This is a genomic window from Clostridium sp. OM05-9 (assembly GCF_003481465.1).
In the GTDB taxonomy this organism is placed as follows: domain Bacteria; phylum Bacillota; class Clostridia; order Lachnospirales; family Lachnospiraceae; genus Coprococcus; species Coprococcus ammoniilyticus.
In genome coordinates this window covers 553114-576574 of sequence record NZ_QULF01000001.1, presented here as the reverse complement: position 1 = coordinate 576574, position 23461 = coordinate 553114, and the positions used below count along the sequence as shown (strand labels likewise).

Sequence of the window (23461 nt, the reverse complement as noted above, 5' to 3'; positions counted from 1 at the left end):
ACTGTTTCTGCTGATGACTTACTCTATCTGGAAAAGCCATCATAAAAAGATTCAATCAAAGCACAGTCCATGATAAGAACATAGAACACATTTCCATAGTAACGGCTTTCTACAATTCTTCCATGATCAAGAACAGGGCGGTAGGATCCATCTTTTTTTGCAAAATGGAATCTTACATAATCATTATTTCCACTGGTCTTTGCATCAATCTGTTTCCAGATACTGGTCTCCACAGAATCCCGTTCATCCGGGTGAATAAGATTCTTGAACCGCTGCCCGGTATAATCCAGAAAATCATCAAAATCCTTGCAACCTGCAAATTCTATCAATTCACGATTTGCAAATAAAATACGATCATCCTCCGGATCAGCTATATATATCAGGAAAGCTCCCGGAAGATTTTTTGACACATCCTGAAGTGCAAACCCAAGCTGACTTCTGTGCTGTATCTTATAATCACTGCGATAAGGACTGCAACTATGCTTCCCATGTAGTTTTACCGCATAAAGTGCCATATCTGCGCATCTGATAAGCTCCAAAACATCGTCACAGTCCTTCGGATATTCTGCGTACCCAAGAGAAATATAAAAAGGATGCTCTTCACCATTATATGTTATATACCTTGGCTTAAGGGTAAAACTCTCTATTATACTCTTTGCCTCTTCCTCTGTTGTTCCAATCAAGATAACAGAAAACTCATCGCCGCCATTTCTGCATAGAATGGCATTTACACCAAAATTATCTTTCATGTCCTGTGCAAGACTTTTCAGTGCGGTATCACCAACGACGTGTCCATACATGTCATTTATAAATTTAAAATCATCAATATCCATCTGTGCGCCCACACAATGAATACAATGACCGTCCTGTATCACCTTTTCAAGCTGCTCATCAAAACCTTTGCGGTTCAAAAGACCGGTTAACGGATCTGTTATCGCCATTTTTTTTAATATCTCACGATGTCTCTCAACCACAAGAACGATCACCGTTAATCCCGTTAAAAGCAAAATAATACAAATTCCAAAAACGAGCTGCGGAAGTATGTTCCATCCGTGTTTCCAACCATCAGTTGGCATTACCTCTAAGCCAAATGTGCTGCCACAAAATTCAAACTCAAATGTAATCGGCTCCTTCAAAATATTACCTGATGCCGATACCACCTCTGTATCATCCGACAAAGGAGAAACTGTCTTTGTCAGACAGTAATCATAACCAAATTGGGTAAGTGACTGAACCGATTTCTCAAATACCTCCGGAATACGGATAATTACAATAGTGAATCCCCAGAACGCAGAGGTTCCATCCGGGCACTCCAGATATACGGGATTTCTGATTGCAATGCCCCGGCCTCCTTGTTTTAAGTCAAACGGACCCTGCATAGTAACTATATTTTTATCTCTCCCGTAACGGCATATCTCTCCACGACTTTCATCGTGGATCAAATCTATCTTTCCCGCTTCATTTCCCGCCTCCGGATATATATCTGTAACAACACCATTAGGTGCAATCTGTATGCTCTGAACAAAATCTGTCATCAGATTTCCTGCAACTTTTTGAAAATTATCAATTTTTCCATTTTCACTGAGTACTATTTCCTCAAGTGTATCTGTAATCGCAACGCCACGGTTCATATCATTCTGCAACCGTTCTGCATAGGTTGTGGCATTAAGTTCTGTGACAGCCCGCATATGTTTTAAATTTGTTCTGTATGAATGATATAAAACTGCTGCCAAGGCCAGACAACCTGCCAGGAAAATGAGAACCGGCAATATGAGTTTTTTGTTATGGATTTTCTGTGAATGCATAGCTTGTCATCTCTCCTTGTTCTAAATCCAACTAAACAAATTCCTGTAAATTGCACATATTCTATCGCATTCTTTTATTTTTGACAAGCCACCCATTGTGGTATATTCCTTTTTTTGTAAAATGGGATTATAATACAGGAGCGAAAAGAGGTAATCAATATGCAGGATCCTGTCTATCATTGTGGTATATCTGGTGATGCCCTGCGCCATAATAAATTCATTTGAAATTGGCTTTACAAAAGAAAAACTGCAGGGACTATTATTTTCCGCTGTTCTTGCAACCATTATACATATTCTTCTATTGATTTTTATAAATATCGGAAGGAAACTCTGGCATTGGAATACAGTTGAATGTGCCACTGTCATGTATTCCAACTCGGGAAATATGATAATCCCACTTGTAAATGCTATGCTGGGTACCGACTATGTACTGTATTCATGTGCATTTATGTCTGTACAGCTGGTATTTCTCTGGACACACTGCAGCACCATGCTCGCCGAAAAGCCACATATGGAATGGAAAAAGATAATAACCAATATAAATGTAATAGCCATAATAGCCGGACTCCTACTCTTTTTCTGTCAGATAAAACTGCCATCTGTCATACTCACACCGGTAAAAGACATAGGAAATATGCTTGCACCTCTCAGCATGTTAGTAACTGACATGCTGATGGCTGATTCGCCGATCCGCGACAGCCTGAAAAACGCAAAACTATACATTTTCTCTGCCATCAGGCTCGTCATCTGGCCTGCTGTTTTACTGCTTATAATGTATGTAAGTCATGTATATGCCCTTATTCCAGAAGGAAGAACTTTACTCCTCATAGTATTTCTTGCCTCCATCACACCATCCGCTTCAACAATCACCCAGATGGCTCAGGTATATAACAAAGATGCTGCATACTCCGGTCTTTTAAATGTATTTACTACCTTGTTCTGTATCATAACCATGCCTTTGGCTGTCATATTGTTTTCACGGCTTGTGATATAATGGAGTTGCTCAAAAACCAATTAACCACGCCCCGACCATCATCTCTTTAGTCTTTCCATACGCCGGACATTCACCATATTTAATATAATCACTATAAAATGCAAAATTATAAATATCTATTAGCAATTCTGCATCCGTAATATCTGCTTTTCTATATTCAATCTTCATAAACAATACCTCTCCAAATCTCGATTTTTCTTTCCCGTATTAATTGCTATATGTTTTCACTTGAATAATTAAGCATTTTTCCAAACAAAAATTTAAGAAATCTTATACATATCATTCTTGTAGAACATTATTAAATCGCTTTTTTCAGAATTTCTTAGAACGACAAGGACATTAAACACATCTGGGAATGGCGAAATCATCCCCATACATGCCATGCCAAAATTCAATCCATTTAATACTCTAAATTCAGCAGGACTAATTACAAATAATATAAATGGAACTAACCCAAGAACAAATGGCAACAGGCACATCAATATAAACCGATCTCGCCTCAATGGATATGATGCTAATGCAACAAATGTTGCCTTTCCTTTTATTCTGCCTATTGTTACATCTGCTTCCTTAGGATAAACAATTCCATGTAACCACTCATGAATTATTAACAGTAAAAAACCGAAAGCAAATCCGACCAGAATAAATATTGGCGAGATTACAACGGTCTTGCATATTATCGTTTTACAAAGCATAGCAATAAAAAGGATAACACATAAAATTACAGCAATTGGCACTGCTTTTTTCATCAGTTCACCAACACTCTGCGGTGTTTCTATCTTTACTGCACCATCCAGCAAATTTCCTGTTTGATATTTATTTATATCGTTTATTGACCACACAATTTTTATCATATTAAATCCCTTTATTCATTACCTCCTGAACTTTTATCAGAAAAGCCGCTAGAAGTTTTCTTCTCCATCACATAGTTTTTAAGTGTAATTCACATCCCCTGATAATTTATATGGACATACAGCCTAGCCAGACAGCCAGATTGATCAATGTCTCCAAATCCAACAACCTCATCATCCTCCACTGCAACCACTGTTTTATGATTTAAAAAAGAGTGGTTCCATTCTTGTAAATCTACGCTACCGGTTGCCCATGCATTTAACTGTTCTTCTGTATAATCCTTTACATTTACGCTATGTACCGTATTGTAGAACAATTGCGCCATCTGCTCACAGTCAGTTGACTTGTATTCTCTAAGTTCCATCTTTTATCCTCATAAACTGGAATTTATCTATTAACTCTCTTAACTTTCCCGTATTTTCAAGGCTTCCCGCCATTGAAAATTCTATATATGTATCCTTTTCCCTTGTTTTTGCCCTTATGGGATAATTACAAGGGAAAATTCATTATTCAGTTGTTTAATCGTTGCCTGCCACTTTATCAAGAAGTCTTGCGGAAGTCCGCTTTGCTTCCCTTGTAGCATGGGCATAGACATTCATGGTGGTACTCACGTCTGAGTGGCCTAACAGTTCCTGCACATCTTTCGGTTGTGCCCCGTTGGATAAGAGGTTAGTCGTGTAGGTATGCCTCAGTGTGTGGAAATGGAAGCCTTCAAGTTCCGGTACTTTTCTTCCTGCTGTCCGGCAGGCTGTTTCTATGGTTGCCGGAAGTTCCAGACAGCCATCCTCCCTTAAGCATACAAAGAAGATTTCGGTGTAATCTTCCGGCACATTCTCTGTCATTCCCAAATGATAATACTCGTAATGCACCCGATTCTTTTCCATTACTTCTCTGTAAAAATTCCGCTGGTAGAGTTCCCCATACTGAAAACGGTTTTTGTGCTGTTCCTTTTTTGCATTCCTCAAAATATCTGCGAGAGTATCGCCAAAGTCAACAACCCTGATCTTTTTCCACTTTGTCGGACCGATTTCGTGCTTATGGGTAGCCCCATTGTAGCGGATGCTCCTGCGTACAGTGAGATACTGTTCTTCAAGGTTGATATCCTGCCATGTCAGACCTGCTACCTCTCCAAGTCTGAGACCTGTAAAGTATGCTATCTGAACCGGAAGAATCGCATCCCCGCTTCGTTTTCCAAGCTGTTCAATCAGTTTCCGGTACATTTCAAAGGAAAGCGGTTTAACCTTATCTCTGTCTGTGGCTGTTTCATCCGCAAACAAATCCGTTTCTTCCTTTTTATGCCTCATCACCACATACTGCATTGGATTGAAGGTAATAAACTGTTTCGGAAATACCGCAAACCGGAATGACTGTTGCAATACTGCTGAAAACGACCTTACATAATCAATGGAATAGCCTTTGGAAATAAAATCTCCGACAGTACCACCAAATGACAGCAAATCCATAAACTCCTGCAGGTGTACTGAAGTCACTGTTTTCAGCTTCCTTTTACTAATGGGGTGCTGTTTGATTCTTCCAATAGCCTGAAGATAATTGCCGACCGTTCCATTACTTAATGTGCCTGTCTTTAATTCTTCCTCAGCCCACAGGTCAAGCAGCTCTCCGAGAGTAATGTTGTCAGCCTTTGCAACAAACCGCTTGGCTTCATAATCCTCCATTGCCTGCCTTAACAGCTTTTCCGTTTCGCTTTTGCTTTCCGTACCAGCAAATTCCTTCTGTACCAGGTTACCGCTTGCATCTTCCACATAGAAGCGGTAGTACCATTTCTTGCCTTTCTTTCTTACAGAACCTTTTGCCATAATCGTTTCTCCTTTCGATATCGACAATCGGAACTGATGAAATGCTTTCTGCGTGTAAGTATATCATAACTCCGGTTGTCTATCTATACCGGTTCGGAGTCTTTCTCTGAAAGAAGATTTGCAAGCCTTACGGCTGCCGTTTCGGGATTCTTGGAATAGAGCCTTACAATGTCGCCCATGTCGTTCAGTGCATTTACCGTATGGGTGATTTCCCTAAGGAACATAATCTCATTATATTCCTGATTGGATTCAAACCCCATTACTTTTGCGATTGTGGCATCTTCCGTATTCCCTTTAAAATTCTTACAGGCATATTGAAAGGAATCAACGAATAATTCGTATTCCTTCAACATCAGCAGCAGTAAATCTTTGGAAAAATCCGCTTCGTCTGCCTTCATATCATAAGGAAATTTGGAGAGAATGGAAGTCATGGTATCACGAATCTGTAATTCCCTTTTATCCGTAACATCACTTGTCATTTCTTCCGTCTCGCCCTTCAACCACTCCACTGATACATGAAGTGCTTCCGACAGACCATCCAGAACAAGCTTCTTGGTGTTGTCAATCGTTCCTGCCTCATACCGCTGTATGGTGGAAGCGGTAACTCCCATCTTTTCTGCTATATAAGGCTGGTTGACACCTAATTCCAGTCTGCGTTGTTTTGCCCTGCTACCGATTAACTTGCGTAATTCTTTATCTTTCATTCTGATACGCCTCCTTTTTCGGTATGGCTAAAGTATAACACAGTAAAAATAGTATTGCAATATGCAAGTTAATAATTGCTTTTAAAATTTCGTAACGCTTGACAAGAAGATATAAAAGTTATATAGTAGGCATAGTTACAAAATTGCATTATGCAATTCAAGAGGAGGTATTTTAATGACAGAAGTGAAGATTGCACTGTCCATTGAGGAAGCTGCCGACTATACGGGTATCGGCAGAAATACCCTGCGGAAACTGGTAGAATGGAAAAAGCTTCCGGTATTGAAGGTAGGACGGAAAGTCCTTATCAAAACGGATATGCTTGAAAAGTTCATGACCGCCAATGAAGGCAGGGACTTAAGGGACAAAGGAAATGTCAGAGCTGTCACAAGAAATGTGACAAATTAAATAGGGACAGTCCTAAGACCATCCCTAAGGTATGTATCTGACCGAAGCCATGATATACCTACACGCAAATAGATTATACCATGTGCTTCCTCTAAGATACAACCGGAAATTTAAGAAGTGGGGAAGAAACTTTTTTATACAAGCCCTCGGCGTTTGAGAGCGAAATACACCCATCGCACAAATCTTCGATTTGTTCTCTGTGTATTTCGCCCTTGCAGGGAGCTTCCGCCGACAGGCGGATATGTTCGTAGACGGGCTACCTATGTAGCCTACTCACTTCATATAAGAAAGTATCTCATCCTCATTTCTTGTAGCTTCGTACTTGGCAGATACAGAAAGGGGGAAGCACATGCCAAGAAATTCATTTATTCAGATGACGAAGCTCCACAATGTCCGGGGAAGAATTTATTATATTTCAAGCCCCAAGAAGCAGGAAAATCTGTATGCAGTATATGAAACCACAGAACGTTCTTTCTGGAGTGACCTTGCAAAATGTAATCATGCAGAATTTAAAAAAAGTGGTACGGAGGGGAAATGTATTGAGGCAAGGGAATTGATCATAGCCCTGCCGGAATCTTTTACGGAGTATCCTCCAGACAAACTGTTGCAGATATTTACAGACCATTTCAGACAGACTTACGAAACGGATTGTATCGCAGCCCTGCATCACAATAAGCGGAAAACCAACTATCACATCCATCTCATTTTTTCGGAGCGTACACTCTTGGAACAGCCCATAGAAAAGGTTGCCACCCGCAATATGTTCTATGACGAAAAGGGAAATCATGTACGCACCAAAAAAGAGATACTTGATGAAGATGGAAATATCCGTAAAAGGTGCAAGGTGATTCACAAAGGTGAGGTATACGAAAGACAGATTTTCTCCATTAAGGATAAACGCTTCAAGGCTGAAAATTTCCTTGATACCGTCAAGCAGGATTATACCAATCTTATCAATCAGTATGTGCAGGACGAGAAGCAGCGATTACAGGTCTTTGAACGAGGCGGCATGTATCTTGCCACCAAGAAGATTGGCAAGAACAATCCGAAAGCCGCAGAGATGGAAGCAGATAATGCCAAGCGTACCTTATGGAATCAGACGGTAGACAGAGCGATTGTAACGGGTGTTGCCAAATCCGAGATTATGCAGATAAAAAAGGAACGGATAACAGATAGGATTGCTGAATCCGTATGGATTTACGGAAACAGACCCAATCTGTTATCTTCCATTATCGGTACTGCCATTGCAGTATTGGAACTGCTTATTTCAAAAGTATTACTGAAAACTCTGGAACTTGCAGACAAAGTGATTTCCAAAGAGCTTGAGGCAGAACCGGAGAACACAGATTTCAAGGAGCAGAAAGCTGTACCGGAAGAAAGCAGAAAGCAGGCAGATACACCAAAGCCTGCCATACCGCCAAGACCACAGCCGTCACCGGAAGCAGTTTCTTACAAGCACTTATGCGAGATTTATCAAAAGCTGCAGGAACAGAATAAAGCAATTTTTGCACTTGAGAAACAGCGAAGTGACCTTGAAATTGAACTGTCCGACAGCAAAGGTATCTTCAAAGCAAAAAGGCGTTCCGAACTTTCAACGGAGATAGCCGGATTGGAGGAACGTATTTCCCGAATGAAAGTTCGCTTATCCCAAATCGTAAAGGAATACGGGTATCCGAATGCGGAAGCCTTCTACAAGGCATTTCATAAGGCAGAGACAGCTTATGGGGATTATCAGGATAGCCTTAAGAACTGGGAACAGCAGTATGGCGAGAAGCCACAATCACTACACGATAAGCTTAAATCTAAGAAACAGGACATAAAGGAGCGAGAGTTAACAAGACCATATTCTCCACCAAATCGTGGAAGGAGTAGATAACAAACGAAGGGAGGCAATTGCCTCCCTTCGTTTGTTATCTCTCCGTAAAAGACTGGAATTTCACCCTCTCGCATAAAGACACAAATTATTTTTCTATTTCCTTATCATATACCTTTTTTGAGTACACTACAGCAACAAGCGTTGCTGCTAACAAATAAATCAGCATAAAGATTGTGCCAGTCATCCCACTTGTAAATGCGGTTGTAATAATAGTTAATAACCCCGTAATAATAATACATATTGCACCAAAGTGGTTACTCTTTCTCCATGTATTATCATTGTGCATACTCCAAACGGTTCGAAGTCCAACTACTGTATTTCGTTTTGCCTTTGTCATAAAATTTCCTAATACAATAAATACAATACCACACAAAATACATGAAACTTTTGCAATGTCAATAACCGCATGTTCACCACCTGCATTTGCCTGTATCCAAGAAGAATAAAGAATAAAATAATGCATAATCCCGAACATGATTGCTTGCGAAATTCCTACCACACATAATACCTTTGCAGAAGATTTTGCTTCCATCTGTTCCTTTTCTGTATTTGCATTTTTTGATTTTTCCTCAAACACATAGATTAGCAAGTGCCAAAACAGTGTAATAAACAAAATAATTACCGGAAAAATAAAGCTTTCTGTTTTACTTCCCCATCTGTCAGTGTTTCCCTCCAAGTCATGATGCATAGGTATAATATCAGGCATAAACTGTAGTACCACACTTGTAACTACAACTGGAATCATTGCTACTGTCCACATTATTTTTTTCATACTTTTTTTCCTCCAAACTGGTTAACCCATATAATTAATTCATCGAAAACCGTAGTGTTGATTTCATAATAAACAAAGTTTTTCTCTTTATATTCAGATATCAAATCTGCGTTTTTTAATAATTTTAAATGATAAGAAAGAGCAGCCGGTGTGATCTGTAATTTTTCAGCAATCTCTCCGGCATTTAATCGCTCATTTCTCAACATCATAAGAATGGCTCTTCTCTGGCTATCTGCCAACACTTTAAAAATGTTAGTTTCTCTCATATCTTTTACCTATTTAAAAATCTCTTTAAATAGATTTTAGCATACGTTTTGTCTTTTTACAAGGACTATTTAAAAATATTTTTAAATAGAGAGGACACACTGAAAAATCAATGTGTCCTCTCTATTTACCTTAAGGCAAAATTCAAACATCTAGAAACTTAAGATTCCTGCCTCTTATTATGGAATAACCGTACGTTCTATATATTTTTCTGGAATTTTTAGTACTAGACCTCTATCATGATATTATATTAGCAAAATCACCACGTATCTAAACGATCCTCTGCATCAACCCATACTTGCATTTCTCCATCCAAGTATAATCTTGCATATTCTAATGGATTATCAATAGCCAAAGCATTCAACGAACACTGGGAGCCGGGAGTAGTTCTCAATCCTTCCTCTGCCTTATTGCAATCAATTCTAAGCACTACATTTTCAAACGTGGTTACATCTATGCTATTACATTGCGGATTATATCTTGCATAAATCAATCTCATATCTTATCTGTCCTTTCCTTAATTTTCTAAAAGTTTTGAAAGCATTTCAATCCGTTCTTACTGCCATTTTCATTTCATGTTATAATTTGTTACTGGATTTTCTTTCCCTTGATTTTGCCCTTGCGAGCATTCGTAACATGAGGGAAAAGGATATAACACAAGGGAAAGCATAAGGGCAAACTCACTTGCTACAAATTTAGCATTTTCAAGGGGTTGCTGACTTCACGAGGATAAGATATAACAGTTAATAAATGTTATGAATTAAGTCAAATCAAAACTGGAATTTATCGCCATATTCCACTATTAAGTTATACTCGCTTATAAATAATTGGCTCGTCATATCCAAAAGTTTTCTTTCCATTAACTTCCATGCTTTCAGATACTTCCAGGCAACTGTCAGAAAACTTTTCCCAAAGCTTAAATGTCATTACCGGAGAGAACTGGCTTGTACTGCCTCCTTCCCAGATTTCATCCTTTTCATGGTAGATTGCTGGGGTAAACTTTTCGGATTTTTTCAATTCGGTGTAATCAACATTTTTCATAGAACTATATGAAAATGTACTCTTATCTTCTCCTTTAGGTATTTCATAAGAATACAATACAATTTCATCCTCTTTCTCTGTAATAAGAAAAAGATGTGGGGAAGCATTGCGTTTCCCATTTATCTCATAGTAGCTTTCTTCAACAACAAATTTACCATTAAAATCTTTAGGAAGGTTCAAAATTTTTCCATTACAGATTGTATTAATGTGTTCTGCATAAGGATATATTTTTCCTTCTGTCTTCATCTTATCAAACTGCTCTTTGTTATTAAAGTGTCCCGTCATCATATCAACAAAATTATCGAGTTTCATAATTTTTCCCTCCAAATTCCGATTTCATAGTCGTTAAAATCAAAGTATTACAAACACTGCTACCAAACATGCAACTAATCCCATGAACCAAGGTAATATAAAAGATAGAAAATTTGCCTTATTTTTTCGAAGCAGAATCATTGCGGTTATCATTATGGCTAACCATGCGAACATAATAAAATATCCAAATGGTACAAAAGACATATCCTCTACATAATCTTTTGTGCCGGGAGAAGTTTCAGGAAAAGCAAATGCCCACCCCAGTAATGCTAAGTAACTACCAAGCGTTCCTTGCAGAATCCCTAGTATTACCAAGCATATTTTTTTGATTACATTGTTCAAAATAAACACCTCCAAACAAAAGATAAACTGGAAGTTGCCTGAATGTTATTTTTCGTTGACGAGTTTGCCCGTCATGTGTTCGATTTTTATGGCAAACAACTGTGTCCGTAATGCAGAACGTTCCATTTCTTCCTCAATCTCATCTGTAGTTGGATAATATTTTGCTGCTAGCTTTCTCAATTGATCCTCAAAGATATTATTTTCTGTTACCGGCTTCACCTTTCCAAACACAACAACGCTTGTCGGATTCCATTCCCAATGACCTTCTTTTTTGAATCCCTGATTCCAGACAGTCAAGCAAACCTTATCGCATCGGTTCATTGCATCAACCTTATGCCCTCTTCTCCTCCTTCAACACCTTTTTACATTCTTCTGTTGTTATCTGCTGCTTAAATCTTCTCATTTCTCTGAACATGTCAATCTCTCCTTACTTTATAGGGAACTGCAACCCGATAACACCCCTCATCTGTTGTTCTACTCATTTTCTTCAAATAAAGCATTCCAGGCACTCACTGTATCATAACGATAGATGTCGTTCACATCATGTTCCCGCCAAAAATCTTCATCACTATAATGTCCTTCAAATACTCTGTTCACCAAACGTCTTGCATCCTTTTCCATTCCGACATAAGCTTCGGAAAATTCCTCTGCCAGACTTTTTGATATTTCTTCATATAAGTCATCCATAAACGAATCGAAAGTCTTACTATTTATCAAAGCAATTAACACAATTTTCTGACCGGCACTTAAATCCGACTTGGCAATAAAGTCTGTCAATGTTCCATCCCATGCATTTCATATTGAAATCCGACCTGCTTTAATTCCCCTTTTGACAATGCTAATATCAGTTACCGCAACAATGGATTGGGTCTTACCGGCTTATGGTGTATCCGTTCCGGTAAACCCATCACTTTATCGTAACTTAATTACTTTATTTTTGTCTTCATGTAACCCCCCGGCATTCATACTTTTCCCAATACATGTTCCGGTATCAATACGCCTTTATCATTATTTTGTCCCCATTCCAATAAAAAAATTATACCATAAGTTTCTACTGCAATAAAGTAAGAGTTCCTTTTTGGTTACTGTCAAGTAATCGTTGGCACGATTTACAATTAAACTATTTTCCCTGTCATCAATCTTGGAACACTTGCCGCAATCAACAGGAATACCGGTATGCAGGCAAACATCGGCCATACAACATAATGATAGGTGAACATTATGGTACCTCCTGCAATGGCATATACAATCAAATAATTTAAAAGCTGTCCTACGGAAAGCACAAATACAAATGCCAGACACATTCTCAATATTCCTTCAAAGGAAAGCATGGATGCTATCTGATTTTTTGTCATTCCAACAGACCATAACACCTTAAGCTCCTGATTTCGTTCATGAATGGATGTATAAGTAAGATTTATAAAATTCATAATACCAATCAAAGCAAGAATTGCACTAAGAGCACTTCCTACAATTAAAAACATCCGCACGGTATCCTTAAATTCCTTCAAATACATATCTCTGGATTGATAATCCAAATCCTCATTTACTGTCTCACAATATTGTTCCACATAGCTTTCTGCCTCCTGCAGATGTTCCTTATCCAGATTCATCAACAGCTGCATTGCTCCTTTTGAGTCCGGAACAACCTTCCGGTATTCCTCTGAAGGAATCGTTACATAGACATCCATTCCGTGACTGTGCTTTGGGCCCATAGAGTATGGTACATCCCCAATAGCAATTACTTCATACTCTTTTACCTTACCACTTGGCAATTCTACCGGTATTTTTTCTCCCACCTGATAAAGTGCAAACCCGGAATCATTGCTCCCTTCCTCTGTCATGGAAGAAACAATTGCGTAATCACCGGAACAAAATGTATCCCAGTCCACTACCTCTGTGTCCAATTCCATAGCATCAAAAATCATCTTATCCACACCATACAGATGAGCATCAATTTGTTTTTGGTCATAGACGAGGGAATCAAACCAGTTTTTTTGATCCTGCCCACTCACAAACCAGTCATTATGTTCCTCATAAATCCTTTTCAACCGCTCCCATGAAGTACCATCCACCTTCTGCTGTATCTCAGACATATAAATGGCTCCACATTCCGTAATACCATCCATTTTCTCCAGTGCCTCCATATCCTGAAAAGTCACGCCATCCAATACCGTTTCCAAAGAATGGGAATTATACAAGGTTGCATCAGCCACTGAAATATCACTGCCTGCAAAAGTAGAAATATATTTATCCTCATCAAAACAGGACACAATGGATACCGTTACATTTATCATTAAAATACTAAGAACCATGGAAAGAATTACCGCCGTAGATCTCTTCTTATTTCTTTTCAAGTTCTCCCATGCCATAGAAAACGGATTTACCTTCTTTGCCTTTTTCCTTTGAGACAATTTTTCTACCTGACAGTCATTAAACTCCACCGCTTCTACCGGAGATATTTTTTTGATAATTCTGCATGGTTTTGCACAACTGATTCGGACTGTAACCCATGCAAAAACAGCACATGACAGGAATACAAAAGGATTGGAATAAACCTTACATGCCTCAGATGTTATATTCTCAGCAATCAACGGCAGGACAATATGAGAAAGCACATATCCCAAAATCATACCAACGGGAATCGCAATCACACTTAAAAGCATTGCCTGCTTCAGCACCAGTTTTTTTAACTGTGTATTCGTCATACCGATTGTCTTAAGCAAACCATAGTAATGAATATCCGCCGTTACCGCAATCAGAAAAATATTATAAATGATCAAATATCCCGATAACATGATCAAGGTAAGCAAAATCAAAACAATCAGCACGGAAGTCGCATCAATGGAGCTTGTTGTATATGCCCAGTTAATACCATCATTTATCTCATCACCGAACCCATGTCTTTCCTTTAAGGCATCCATCTGTGCGGATATATTAAAAGTCGAAGGAAAATCAAAGTCCGAATTCATGGCACCGGCATAAGAATTTTGTTTCAAAAACTTGTTATAATCCTCTCTGTCTTTCCAGACCGGAGCAAAGCTTTCTTGAAATTTCTTTGACACAAAAATCTGATTTGCTATGGTTTCTGCCGGTTTTTCCCAGATACCGCACACCGTAAAATCTCCTTCATAGGTGTCAAAACCATTGGAAATTTTAAGATGAAGAATCTGTCCTAATTCATGAGGAATACCAAAATCATCCAAAACATTTGTACAGACTGCCACCTCATTGTACTTCTCAGGAAGGCTTCCCATTTCCGGATAAGCAAAGCTTTGTTTGGCATTCAATTCCTGGGTATATCGAATCTCTGTATAATCTTTTTTTAATTCTTCATTTAACAGATTACCAATAATAACATTATAAGATAAGTTGTGTATTTTTTTATCTGTTGCCAGTTCATCATATTCTTCCTGTGTCATAAATTTAAATCCTGCATGGGAACTGGTTCCGACCTGATAACAGGTAGAAGTCTCATATGACTTTATCAGACTGTTTACAACCGTAAACAATGTTGTAAGCATTACCGTTGTTAATATAATGGCAGCCAGCAGGATTCCATTTCTCTTTTTATTTGCCAACATACTTTTTTTACTGATATTGGTGATACAGCGGTGATTATCAACCTTACGCATTGGTATCTCCCCCTCCCGATATAATCCGTCCATCTTCAATCCGGATAATCCGATCAGCCATCTGGGCAATTTCCTCATTATGGGTAATCATAACGATGGTCTGTTTGAATTTCTGACCTGTCACCTTCAAAAGCCCCAGCACATCCTGACTTGTTTTTGAATCCAGATTTCCCGTAGGTTCATCTGCCAAAATGATGGATGGTTTTGTTGCCAGTGCTCTTGCGATGGCAACTCTTTGCTGCTGCCCGCCGGAAAGCTGGTTTGGAAGGCTGTTGATTTTTTCGGAAAGACCTAATATATCAATTATCTGTTCCACAAAATCCGTATCCACAACTCCTCCGTCAAGCTGTATGGGAAGTACAATATTTTCATATACATTCAATACCGGCACAAGATTATATGCCTGAAAAACAAAGCCGATTTTTCTTCTTCTGAAAATCGTAAGCTCCCCATCTTCCAGATCGAATATCCTTTTTCCGTCCACCAGCACGGTTCCGGAGGTAGGACGGTCTAAGCCTCCAAGCATATGCAAAAGGGTCGACTTTCCACTTCCGGAGGTTCCCACAATTGCCACAAATTCCCCTTGCTCCACAGAAAGACTCACTCCATCCAGTGCCTTTACACAGACCATGTTCTGGTCGTAATATTTTTTCAAATTCTCTGTTCTTAAAATTTCCATTTTCCCTTTTCCTTTCCGATTCCCACAAATTATGAGAAATACGCTTCTCATAAAATAAACAATGCCGGGTATCTGTTTTTCATACCCAGCATAGCTTATCCTTCTTTCCAGATTCTTTCTCAAATCTTACAATGTTGAAATATTTGGAAAACAGACATCAAATCTCGAACCCGTTCCCACTTGTGAAGTGACCTTGATATAGCCTCCGTTGTTTTCTACAATCTCCCGTGCCAGAAACAATCCAACACCAATTCCTTCTTTGTCATGTGCGGACCTTCCTCTGTAAAATCTTCCAAACAACAAAGGAATTTCTTCCTCTGATATACCGATACCTTGATCTGTAATCCGGATACCCGAAAAAAACTCATAAGAGAATTCTTCAATATAAACGGTAGTACCCTCTCCGGAATATTTAATCCCATTATCCAGAATATTATAGACTGCTTCAATTACCCATTTTTCATCTACATAGGAGCGGTACCTTCCCACGTCCCTTACAAGAATGGAAATATTCTTTTCCGATGCTTTGGGAAGTGCCTGTTCCACTGCCTTATGGATAATTTCCCGATATGCAGTTTCCTTTTTTTGATATTGAAAAATACCGGTTTCAAGGCGGGACATTTTTACCAATGCTTCAATCAGGCTTTCTAACTTCTTTCCCTGAGCAAAAACCTCACCGGCATATTCCTTCTCCTGCTCGGTAGCTGCCACCTCTGTTAAAAGCTCCGAATACATCAGTATATTGGTAAGAGGTGTTTTGGTCTGATGGGAAATATTCGTAATCAGTTCCTTTAAATTGTCTTTTTCTTCCTGAATCTTCTTCTCGGACATGGATGCAGTAGACAGATACCGCATAAACTTTGTCTGCAATTTTGAAAGCTCGCTTTCGTCAAAGCAATTTTCCTCAAAGGTACCTGCAATTGCATCATCCAACATTTGATTCAAAATCTCGTATTCATTTCTTCTAATTTTCATTCTTCCCATTTAAAGACATAACCAATACCATATACCGTATGGATTATCTTTTCTCCAGAGCCTTCTATTTTATCTCTTAATCTTTTCACGCTGACGGATAGGGCATTTTCATCCACATACTGTTGATTCTGCCATACATAATCAATCAGCTTTTCCCGGGAAAGGGTAATTCCCTCATTCTCCGTAAAATACTTTAACAGTCGGATTTCCGTCTTACTTAATTCAATCTCCATATCATTTTTCTTGAATATCAGATTGTCAAAATCAAACAATAACCCATGCTTTTCATATCGGTTCGGAACATCACAAGGCTTCCCGGCTAACGCCCTTGATAAAAGATTATTCACCCGAAGCCTGAGTGCCATCAGGGAAAATGGCTTTGTCACATAATCATCCGCTCCAAGGGTAAGACCTGTCACCTCATCCAATTCCGTATCGTTTGCAGTCACAACCAAAACCGGTACGTCAGAAGTCTTCCTTAACTGTTTTAGAAAGTCAAATCCATTCCCATCCGGTAAATTAATATCCAAAATGATAAGATCTGCCTGCTCTGTGTCTTCAACCTCACCTAAGGAATAAAACTTCCGATATTCATATTTTTCATTTCCCAGAGTAAGCTCTATACCATGATTGATGGTTGCATCATCTTCAATAATATAAATGCACTTTTTTTCATTCGTCATAGGTGGCTCTCCTAAATTCTGTCTTTCCATTACATCTTCCTATAAATATCGTTAAACCCTCAACAACTGTAATTTATAATTCTAACGAATTTGTATTTAATAAAAATTCATACACATTCATGATTAAAATACCTTGATCATTATAAAATGGTTTTGGCGTATCAGATGTAATTACAATCTTCTTAAATGAATCATTTATTTTCAAAAAAGGACGAATCTCTTGTTCCATTTTTGCTTCGGTCTCCAACATATACGCGGACTGGATATAATATTTTTTAGAACCCTTATTACAGATAAAATCGACTTCCAGTTGCTTTTTTACCAGTTTTGCATCTTTCCCCTTTTCAACAACAGTCAGATTGCCAACATCCACATGAAAGCCTCTCATTCTTAATTCATTGTAAATTACATTCTCCATAGAATGTGTCACTTCCATTTGCCTGTAATGAATTCTTGAATTTCTAAGTCCCATATCCATAAAATAGTACTTCATTGGCGTACTGATATAGGACTTTCCCTTAATATCATATCTGCTCGCCTCTTCAATTAAAAAAGCATCCTCCAAATATTCAATATATTTCGTAATCGTTGTTGCTGTAATTTTCGAATTGTTTACGCTTTTAAATGTTTTCTGAAGTTTGTTAGGATTTGTCAACGCGCCAATTGCGGATGCCAAAACATCAAGCAATGATTCCATTTCTCCAACGTTTCTGATTTTGTTTCGTTTTACAATATCACTGATATATGTTGCCTGAAACAGATTATCCAATAGATTCATTTTTTGCTCATCCGTTTCAGCTAATACCACCAACGGAATACCGCCATAAGTAATATATTCGTTCCATCCATCATATTTATTTCCATCATAGCAACTCATAAATTCCGAAAAGCTCAAAGGGTACATATGCACCTCATCCCCTCTGCCGCCAAATTCAGTAGCTATATCTCTGGATAAAAACTTTGCATTACTTCCCGTTACAAATACATCGCAATTCTTCTTATCCGCTAAACCGTTAAGCACACTCACAAACTCATCCAGTAATTGCACTTCATCTAAAAGAAAGTAGTATTTTTCATTATCTTGAAGTTGTTTCTTTGCCCAAGGGTAAAAGATTTTCGGATCTCGATATTCTATATTATCGAATAAATCAAACGCCATTTCAATGATGTGTTTTTCATCCACTCCATTTTCAAGCAAATGATTTTTAAACAGCGTTCGCAATAAATATGATTTTCCACATCTTCTTATTCCTGTTACAATTTTAATCAGACCATTTCCTTCACGATTTATAAGTTGTTCTAAATAGTAATCTCTTTTAATTTCTTTTACCATGACATTTTCTCCCAAAAGATATTTCGGTTATTGTATCCCTAAATATCTTCTATTATACCCAACAACATAATACTATGCAATCGTCTAAAAGATATTTTGGTTAATATATGCCCAAACATCTTCTAGACTCTTTCCGTATTCATATATAATATAAACACCAAAAACGGCAAGCCGTCTGTTATATGACCACCTGCCTGTTACCTGCTCTAATACTATTTTCCGTGTATCATCAGTCAATCAAACTGGAAGTTGTCTGTCTATACATAATCTGATATTTCAAATACACATTCAGAAGCTCCATTGACAATTGTATCAACAATAGTAACTGTTACACTCTTTTCAAAAACCTCAGAGAACAATCGCATATACCAACCAGCAGAACATTCACAATACTTTTTATTCATATTCTCAACTTTTTTAGGTATATTACAATAACATTTTTTGTATACAGCAATAATCTTTCCTTTAAAAATATGTAAGTTCCTTCCGCCAATATCTGCTTCATTCAGAAGATTCAAAAATTCTGCTATATCGTTAGATTTAGCGTATAATTTTTTTGCTATTTTTATAGCATTGGTTGACAAGCAGCACCCACCACATTTTCGCATAGTATCAGTCATATATATCTTCATACTCTCAGTAGTATTTAAAAGCTCATTAATATATCCTGCCTGCTTAAGCGGTGTTGCATTTTCATCAATAATTCCAATCTCCGAACAAACCGCAAATGCATTTTCAGAATCCATATTATCTACTATTCTTTTGGCCTTATTCATATCATATCCTCGCAAGAATTTAACTAATTATTCTAAAATCTACGGTTCTTTTGATTTCACCGGCATCCAAATTTCGCAATAATAATTCTCATCCTGATTTCCTTTCGGATAATCACAAGGTGCGGTGTAGTATTCTATATTATACATTCCTGCAATTTCATAATCACTATTCCCAGGAAGCCATTCCTTAAAAATCTCTGTATTCACTTTTTGTAACGCTTCCGGCATAGATCCTTTACATGGAAATACTGCCCATGTATTTTCAGGAATAACTACCGTTTCAAATTCTTCCGGTATGTCTTTTGAAGGGATATAATCATCAGCAATCATGTACTTGAAGAATCCTTCCGGTGCTCCATCATCTAAACAGATTCCATACATACCACAAATATACTTACCGTTTCCCTTTTCATAATGCTCTGTCCAAAATTGTGGGCATTCTTTATACCCTTCTTCATTTTTAATAATTTTGGCACTTCCGACAACAGTAAATGCCGGTTTTTTAACAATTTTACATTCCATTTCAAATCCACCTTTCATAGATACATGTATTTTTAGAGGAAGGTAGTTTTTGAGTTCACCGTCTCCGGACTTCGCCTGTGCAGGCGTAATACCGTGAAATCTGGTGAAGGCTTTCGTAAAGCTGTCTGGAGAATCATAGCCATATTTCATTGCTACATCTATAACCTTAACACCATCTGTTTGCAAATCTCTGCCGGCAAGTGATAATCTTCTATTTCTTATATATTCGGATACCGTAATTCCACAAAGAATCGAAAACCCTTTTTGAAAATAAAATGGCGAAAGATTAATCTTTGCAGCAATTTTTTCCAGAGTAAGTTCATCTGTAAGATGTCCTTCAATATATTTGATTGATGAAGTGATATCTTCCAACCAGCTCATGCTTATTTACTCCTTCCTACAAAACACATCTTATCTCCAAAGCATATTTTTGTCCCGACATATTTTGCTCTCTTTTGTCCAACTACACAACTATCGCAGATATAATCACAAGGCATTCCTTTACATAAACAATTAGTAAAAATCAAATTCGTCTCTCGCTTAAACACACCAGCTTACTGGAATTTGTCACTCCATCAAACTGGAATTTTCAAGTGATTTATGCACTATATATATTTTTTCATAAACATTATATTTTCTTCTAAAATTTGCTTTGTTTCTGGTGTTCCCGTACCAATAGTGGCAAACGCATGAAATGTTCCTTTTACTTCTACCAACTCCACATCCACACCCACCTGCTCGCATTTTTGGTATAACGCTTTTGCATCTGCATATAATGTCTCATTAGAATCACAAGTAATAAAGGTTGGTGGAAAACCATGAAAATCACCAAATAAAGGTGAAATGTAAGGATTATCTGCCATATTATCTCCAACATATATTTCATTTAACGGTTTAAGACAGCCTTCTTTTACAGTAAAATCATCAATTCTATATTCCGACCTATCTATGCCACCAGTAAAATCAATAATAGGACTATGTACTAAAACACAAGCAACTTTTCCCATTTCCTTTGTTTTCAAAGCAAGTGCTAGACAAAGATTAGCACCTGCACTCTCACCCACTAATGTTATTTTGGTATTAGGATATAGCCTTACTATTTCACAAAAAGCATTGTAGCAATCATCAAACCCTTTTGGAAAACTATGTTCTGGTGCTAACGAATAATCAATAGCAATTACTTTATAGCCAGAATACTTTGCAAGCATAGAACTATATCCTTTTGATGATGAAGCACTTCCTGAAACAAAACCACCACCATGTATATACATAATAATATTCTCACTATTTGCTTGTCCATATTCTGAAACAACTGCCTTTACATTATCCAATCTGATTTTTTTATATTTTACACCTTTTTCCTTTGGCATGAATTGATAGCCAAAATTAGAAATCACTCTTATAAAAGACCAATTGACTTTTCCCATGTTTTCGTCAAATCCCATTCCTTTGGTCATTTGTTTAACAGTACGGATATTCTTTTGCATTTCTTCGCTTTTCGCTTCTCTAATCTGTATTCCCATATCACACCTGTAAATTCAAATTTTCATGTGTTCGACAAACTTGAATTTAGCGATTTCTTTTTCCGGTATTCTCTGTCCCACGGATTTCCTCATGATAGAAATAATCTACGATCACCGGATGCCCCTGCGGGACTCTGCCATAAGGCATTTCATTATCCACAAAGGCACAATCATACTTCTTAGCCATTTTCTCAGCTTTCACTTCAAGTGCTTCAAAGTAGCTGCGGTTATGCTTGTTATAGATCTCGTCGTAAAGTGGTACAAGATCAGGATATTTTCCGGCGATATAATCCATAATTGTCTTTTTGAAACCGCCTCGAAGATTGAGATTTTCGAGCCAGAACAGATCGCACTGATCCTTTACCCGCTCAAAGATTGCTTCAAAATTCGTGATACCGGGGAATACCGGAGATACGAAACAGACTGTACGGATACCTGCTTCATATACCTGCTTCATAGCAGCGATACGGCGCTCAATGCTAGAAGCAGAGTCCATATCGTTCTTGAAATTTTCATCTAGTGTGTTGATCGACCATGAAACGGTTACACGTCCAAGCTTCTTCAACAGATCAATATCCCGTACCACAAGATCCGACTTTGTGCAGATCAGAATATCTGCGTCACTGCCGATCAGCTGCTCCAGAAGTTTTCTGGTATTCCCGAATTGCTCCTCTTGTGGATTGTAGCCATCTGTCACAGAACCGATGACCACCCGCTGTCCGGCATATTTCTTCGGATTTTTAATTTCCGGCCAATGCTTCACATCAAGGAAAGTGCCCCATTCCTCCTTGTGCCCGGTAAAGCGCTTCATAAAAGAAGCATAGCAATACTTGCAGGCATGTGTACAGCCTGCATAGGGATTGACCGAGTAACCGCCTACCGGCAGACTAGACTTAGTCATGATGTTCTTTGTTTCCACCTCACGAATGAGGATTCCATTTATTACTTCTTCCATGATTTCTGTTCCTCTAACACTTTATTAAATTCTTCCGGCATTTCCTGAATCATATTTTCATCCCCTATGATAGGGACAAGGTCTTCCTTCATAAACACCGGAATGCCGAGCTTATGTGCTTGGTCCGCCAGAGACCATGCCCATTCCGGTTCCGTATGAATCTTCCTGCTCTGAGCTCCGGTCATGGTGCCGACAACGATCCAATTGATTCCGGAAAGGTCAACTGTGCCGGGATCATCGAATAACGGCTCAAAGGTAACATGGTAATGTTTTGCTCTGACGTTTTTCCGAAGAGCGTCGATACGCCACAGTTCTGCTTTCCTCGTCACCGTAACGCCAAACCACGCATTTTCCAGATCGGTATCAAAATCCAGCAAATCAGGTCGCTTGGTAAGGAACAGGAACTGATGCTGTGGATTTTCACGGATCTTTGCAAATACCTCGTCTCTCCATTCCGGCTTCCATCCGGAGAGATCGCTCATGCCGGTAAGAAGAAAGTTCTGCGGACGTTTCTTTTCCATCATCTTGAGCTTACCTGGAAAGAATTCAGGGTCAGCGAAGTCATCAATCATATGCCAGCGTTTCACGTTGTTGCGGGCATAGCAATATGTACACCCCACTATGCAGCCAATGACGATATTCATGTTCTGAATCTGATCTTTGATACAAATACTCATGACTTCTGCCACTCCTCAAGATTCTTTCTGATGCGGTCGAGGCATTCCTCAAACCGGATAATTTCTTCCTCTGAAAAACCTTTGTAGTAAATACTGCCCATCTCATCAGATACAGAATCGTACTCGCCCTTCAAGGCATGTGCTTTCTCAGTCAGAAACAGGAGTGTTTTCCTTTTGTCCGTTTCAGACTGAACACGGCTTATCAGCCCTTGATTTTCCATTCTTTCCAGCATCGTAGTAAGAGATGTTATCGCTAATCCGCATTTAGTCGAGAGTGACCTGATTGAGATACCATCCTCCTGCCACAGTACATAAAGAATACGCCCCTGGGCTCCATTAAACGCATCAATATTCTTTTCACTGAGAATCTTCTCGAAAATCCGGTCTCCAAGCTGTTTTATTTTGGTGACAAGAAATCCTCCATTCATTTCCATACAAAAGCTCCTATATAGTAGTTTATTAAAATAACATACTATATAGGAGCTTTATTGTCAACAGTTTATATGTCTTAATAGGTA

At 38.4% G+C, this 23461-nt stretch carries 27 protein-coding genes; 3 read left to right on the top strand and 24 right to left on the bottom strand.

Annotated features, from left to right (window positions below; all coding sequences use genetic code 11):
• Positions 1-23: 23 nt before the first annotated feature.
• Positions 24-1733 (bottom strand): diguanylate cyclase, encoded by a 1710-nt coding sequence (locus DXB77_RS02700; protein ID WP_243100129.1) that lies wholly within the window; start codon positions 1731-1733, stop codon positions 24-26.
• Positions 1734-1962: 229 nt separating this feature from the next.
• On the opposite strand from DXB77_RS02700, the gene DXB77_RS02695 reads away from it, so the two are divergent.
• Positions 1963-2799, top strand: coding sequence for an AEC family transporter (locus tag DXB77_RS02695; protein WP_347559464.1), 837 nt, complete (start codon positions 1963-1965; stop codon positions 2797-2799).
• Between the two features lie 9 nt (positions 2800-2808).
• On the opposite strand, the gene DXB77_RS02690 is transcribed toward DXB77_RS02695, so the two are convergent.
• From DXB77_RS02690 to DXB77_RS02670, 5 genes are all read right to left on the bottom strand, one after another.
• Positions 2809-2967, bottom strand: coding sequence for a hypothetical protein (locus DXB77_RS02690; RefSeq protein ID WP_309295067.1), 159 nt, complete (start codon positions 2965-2967; stop codon positions 2809-2811).
• Positions 2968-3059: 92 nt separating this feature from the next.
• Entirely contained in the window at positions 3060-3653 is a 594-nt protein-coding gene (locus DXB77_RS02685) for a DUF3267 domain-containing protein (protein WP_008401980.1), read from the bottom strand.
• Positions 3654-3742: 89 nt separating this feature from the next.
• Positions 3743-4015 (bottom strand): GNAT family N-acetyltransferase, encoded by a 273-nt coding sequence (locus DXB77_RS02680; RefSeq protein WP_118662589.1) that lies wholly within the window; start codon positions 4013-4015, stop codon positions 3743-3745.
• A gap of 154 nt (positions 4016-4169) precedes the next feature.
• The gene (locus tag DXB77_RS02675) at positions 4170-5468 is read right to left on the bottom strand and encodes a tyrosine-type recombinase/integrase (protein WP_118327416.1); all 1299 of its coding nucleotides are present in this window, start codon (positions 5466-5468) and stop codon (positions 4170-4172) included.
• An 83-nt stretch (positions 5469-5551) separates the two neighbouring features.
• Positions 5552-6172: a helix-turn-helix transcriptional regulator gene (locus tag DXB77_RS02670; RefSeq protein WP_118541224.1), complete on the bottom strand. Its 621-nt coding sequence runs from the start codon at positions 6170-6172 to the stop codon at positions 5552-5554.
• A 175-nt stretch (positions 6173-6347) separates the two neighbouring features.
• Between DXB77_RS02670 and DXB77_RS02665 the strand changes: the two genes are divergently transcribed.
• On the top strand, positions 6348-6578 hold the full coding sequence (locus tag DXB77_RS02665; RefSeq protein ID WP_005604346.1) for a helix-turn-helix domain-containing protein: 231 nt from the start codon (positions 6348-6350) through the stop codon (positions 6576-6578).
• A gap of 349 nt (positions 6579-6927) precedes the next feature.
• On the top strand, positions 6928-8454 hold the full coding sequence (locus tag DXB77_RS02660) for a MobA/MobL family protein (RefSeq protein ID WP_118662588.1): 1527 nt from the start codon (positions 6928-6930) through the stop codon (positions 8452-8454).
• 85 nt (positions 8455-8539) lie between these two features.
• On the opposite strand, the gene DXB77_RS02655 is transcribed toward DXB77_RS02660, so the two are convergent.
• The 18 genes from DXB77_RS02655 to DXB77_RS02565 form a co-directional block, all read right to left on the bottom strand.
• Positions 8540-9226, bottom strand: coding sequence for an SdpI family protein (locus DXB77_RS02655; protein WP_118541220.1), 687 nt, complete (start codon positions 9224-9226; stop codon positions 8540-8542).
• Positions 9223-9492 carry an autorepressor SdpR family transcription factor gene (locus tag DXB77_RS02650; RefSeq protein WP_015519847.1) on the bottom strand — a complete coding sequence of 90 codons (270 nt, stop codon included), beginning with the start codon at positions 9490-9492 and terminating at the stop codon, positions 9223-9225. Before DXB77_RS02650 ends, DXB77_RS02655 begins: the two co-directional genes overlap by 4 nt.
• Before the next feature lie 257 nt (positions 9493-9749).
• Positions 9750-9989 carry a DUF6061 family protein gene (locus DXB77_RS02645; RefSeq protein ID WP_005604353.1) on the bottom strand — a complete coding sequence of 80 codons (240 nt, stop codon included), beginning with the start codon at positions 9987-9989 and terminating at the stop codon, positions 9750-9752.
• 308 nt (positions 9990-10297) lie between these two features.
• Positions 10298-10846, bottom strand: a complete 549-nt coding sequence (locus DXB77_RS02635) for a hypothetical protein (protein WP_118662634.1) — start codon at positions 10844-10846, stop codon at positions 10298-10300.
• Positions 10847-10882: 36 nt separating this feature from the next.
• Entirely contained in the window at positions 10883-11185 is a 303-nt protein-coding gene (locus tag DXB77_RS02630; protein WP_118662587.1) for a hypothetical protein, read from the bottom strand.
• A gap of 45 nt (positions 11186-11230) precedes the next feature.
• Entirely contained in the window at positions 11231-11506 is a 276-nt protein-coding gene (locus DXB77_RS02625; protein ID WP_243100127.1) for a hypothetical protein, read from the bottom strand.
• Positions 11507-11659: 153 nt separating this feature from the next.
• Positions 11660-11962, bottom strand: a complete 303-nt coding sequence (locus DXB77_RS02620) for a hypothetical protein (RefSeq protein ID WP_118662586.1) — start codon at positions 11960-11962, stop codon at positions 11660-11662.
• Between the two features lie 338 nt (positions 11963-12300).
• Positions 12301-14820, bottom strand: a complete 2520-nt coding sequence (locus DXB77_RS02615; RefSeq protein WP_182439419.1) for an ABC transporter permease — start codon at positions 14818-14820, stop codon at positions 12301-12303.
• Positions 14813-15499 carry an ABC transporter ATP-binding protein gene (locus tag DXB77_RS02610; RefSeq protein WP_021938872.1) on the bottom strand — a complete coding sequence of 229 codons (687 nt, stop codon included), beginning with the start codon at positions 15497-15499 and terminating at the stop codon, positions 14813-14815. Before DXB77_RS02610 ends, DXB77_RS02615 begins: the two co-directional genes overlap by 8 nt.
• 126 nt (positions 15500-15625) lie before the next feature.
• Positions 15626-16474, bottom strand: a complete 849-nt coding sequence (locus tag DXB77_RS02605) for a HAMP domain-containing sensor histidine kinase (RefSeq protein WP_182432089.1) — start codon at positions 16472-16474, stop codon at positions 15626-15628.
• A complete protein-coding gene (locus DXB77_RS02600) occupies positions 16471-17157 on the bottom strand; it encodes a response regulator transcription factor (RefSeq protein WP_117807249.1) in 687 nt (228 codons plus the stop codon). The genes DXB77_RS02605 and DXB77_RS02600 overlap by 4 nt, the downstream gene beginning before the upstream one ends.
• A 73-nt stretch (positions 17158-17230) precedes the next feature.
• A complete protein-coding gene (locus DXB77_RS02595; protein WP_118662584.1) occupies positions 17231-18490 on the bottom strand; it encodes an ATP-binding protein in 1260 nt (419 codons plus the stop codon).
• A 257-nt stretch (positions 18491-18747) separates the two neighbouring features.
• A complete protein-coding gene (locus DXB77_RS02590; RefSeq protein WP_118662583.1) occupies positions 18748-19266 on the bottom strand; it encodes a DUF6144 family protein in 519 nt (172 codons plus the stop codon).
• 39 nt (positions 19267-19305) lie between these two features.
• Positions 19306-20169: an AraC family transcriptional regulator gene (locus DXB77_RS02585; RefSeq protein WP_118662582.1), complete on the bottom strand. Its 864-nt coding sequence runs from the start codon at positions 20167-20169 to the stop codon at positions 19306-19308.
• 224 nt (positions 20170-20393) lie between these two features.
• Positions 20394-21311 (bottom strand): alpha/beta hydrolase, encoded by a 918-nt coding sequence (locus DXB77_RS02580; protein WP_118662581.1) that lies wholly within the window; start codon positions 21309-21311, stop codon positions 20394-20396.
• Between the two features lie 46 nt (positions 21312-21357).
• Complete coding sequence (locus DXB77_RS02575) at positions 21358-22266, bottom strand: radical SAM mobile pair protein B (protein WP_118662580.1); 909 nt, start codon at positions 22264-22266, stop codon at positions 21358-21360.
• Positions 22254-22943 carry a radical SAM mobile pair protein A gene (locus tag DXB77_RS02570; RefSeq protein ID WP_117822036.1) on the bottom strand — a complete coding sequence of 230 codons (690 nt, stop codon included), beginning with the start codon at positions 22941-22943 and terminating at the stop codon, positions 22254-22256. The genes DXB77_RS02575 and DXB77_RS02570 overlap by 13 nt, the downstream gene beginning before the upstream one ends.
• Positions 22940-23377, bottom strand: coding sequence for a radical SAM mobile pair system MarR family transcriptional regulator (locus tag DXB77_RS02565; RefSeq protein ID WP_007884694.1), 438 nt, complete (start codon positions 23375-23377; stop codon positions 22940-22942). The genes DXB77_RS02570 and DXB77_RS02565 overlap by 4 nt, the downstream gene beginning before the upstream one ends.
• Positions 23378-23461 lie beyond the last annotated feature (84 nt).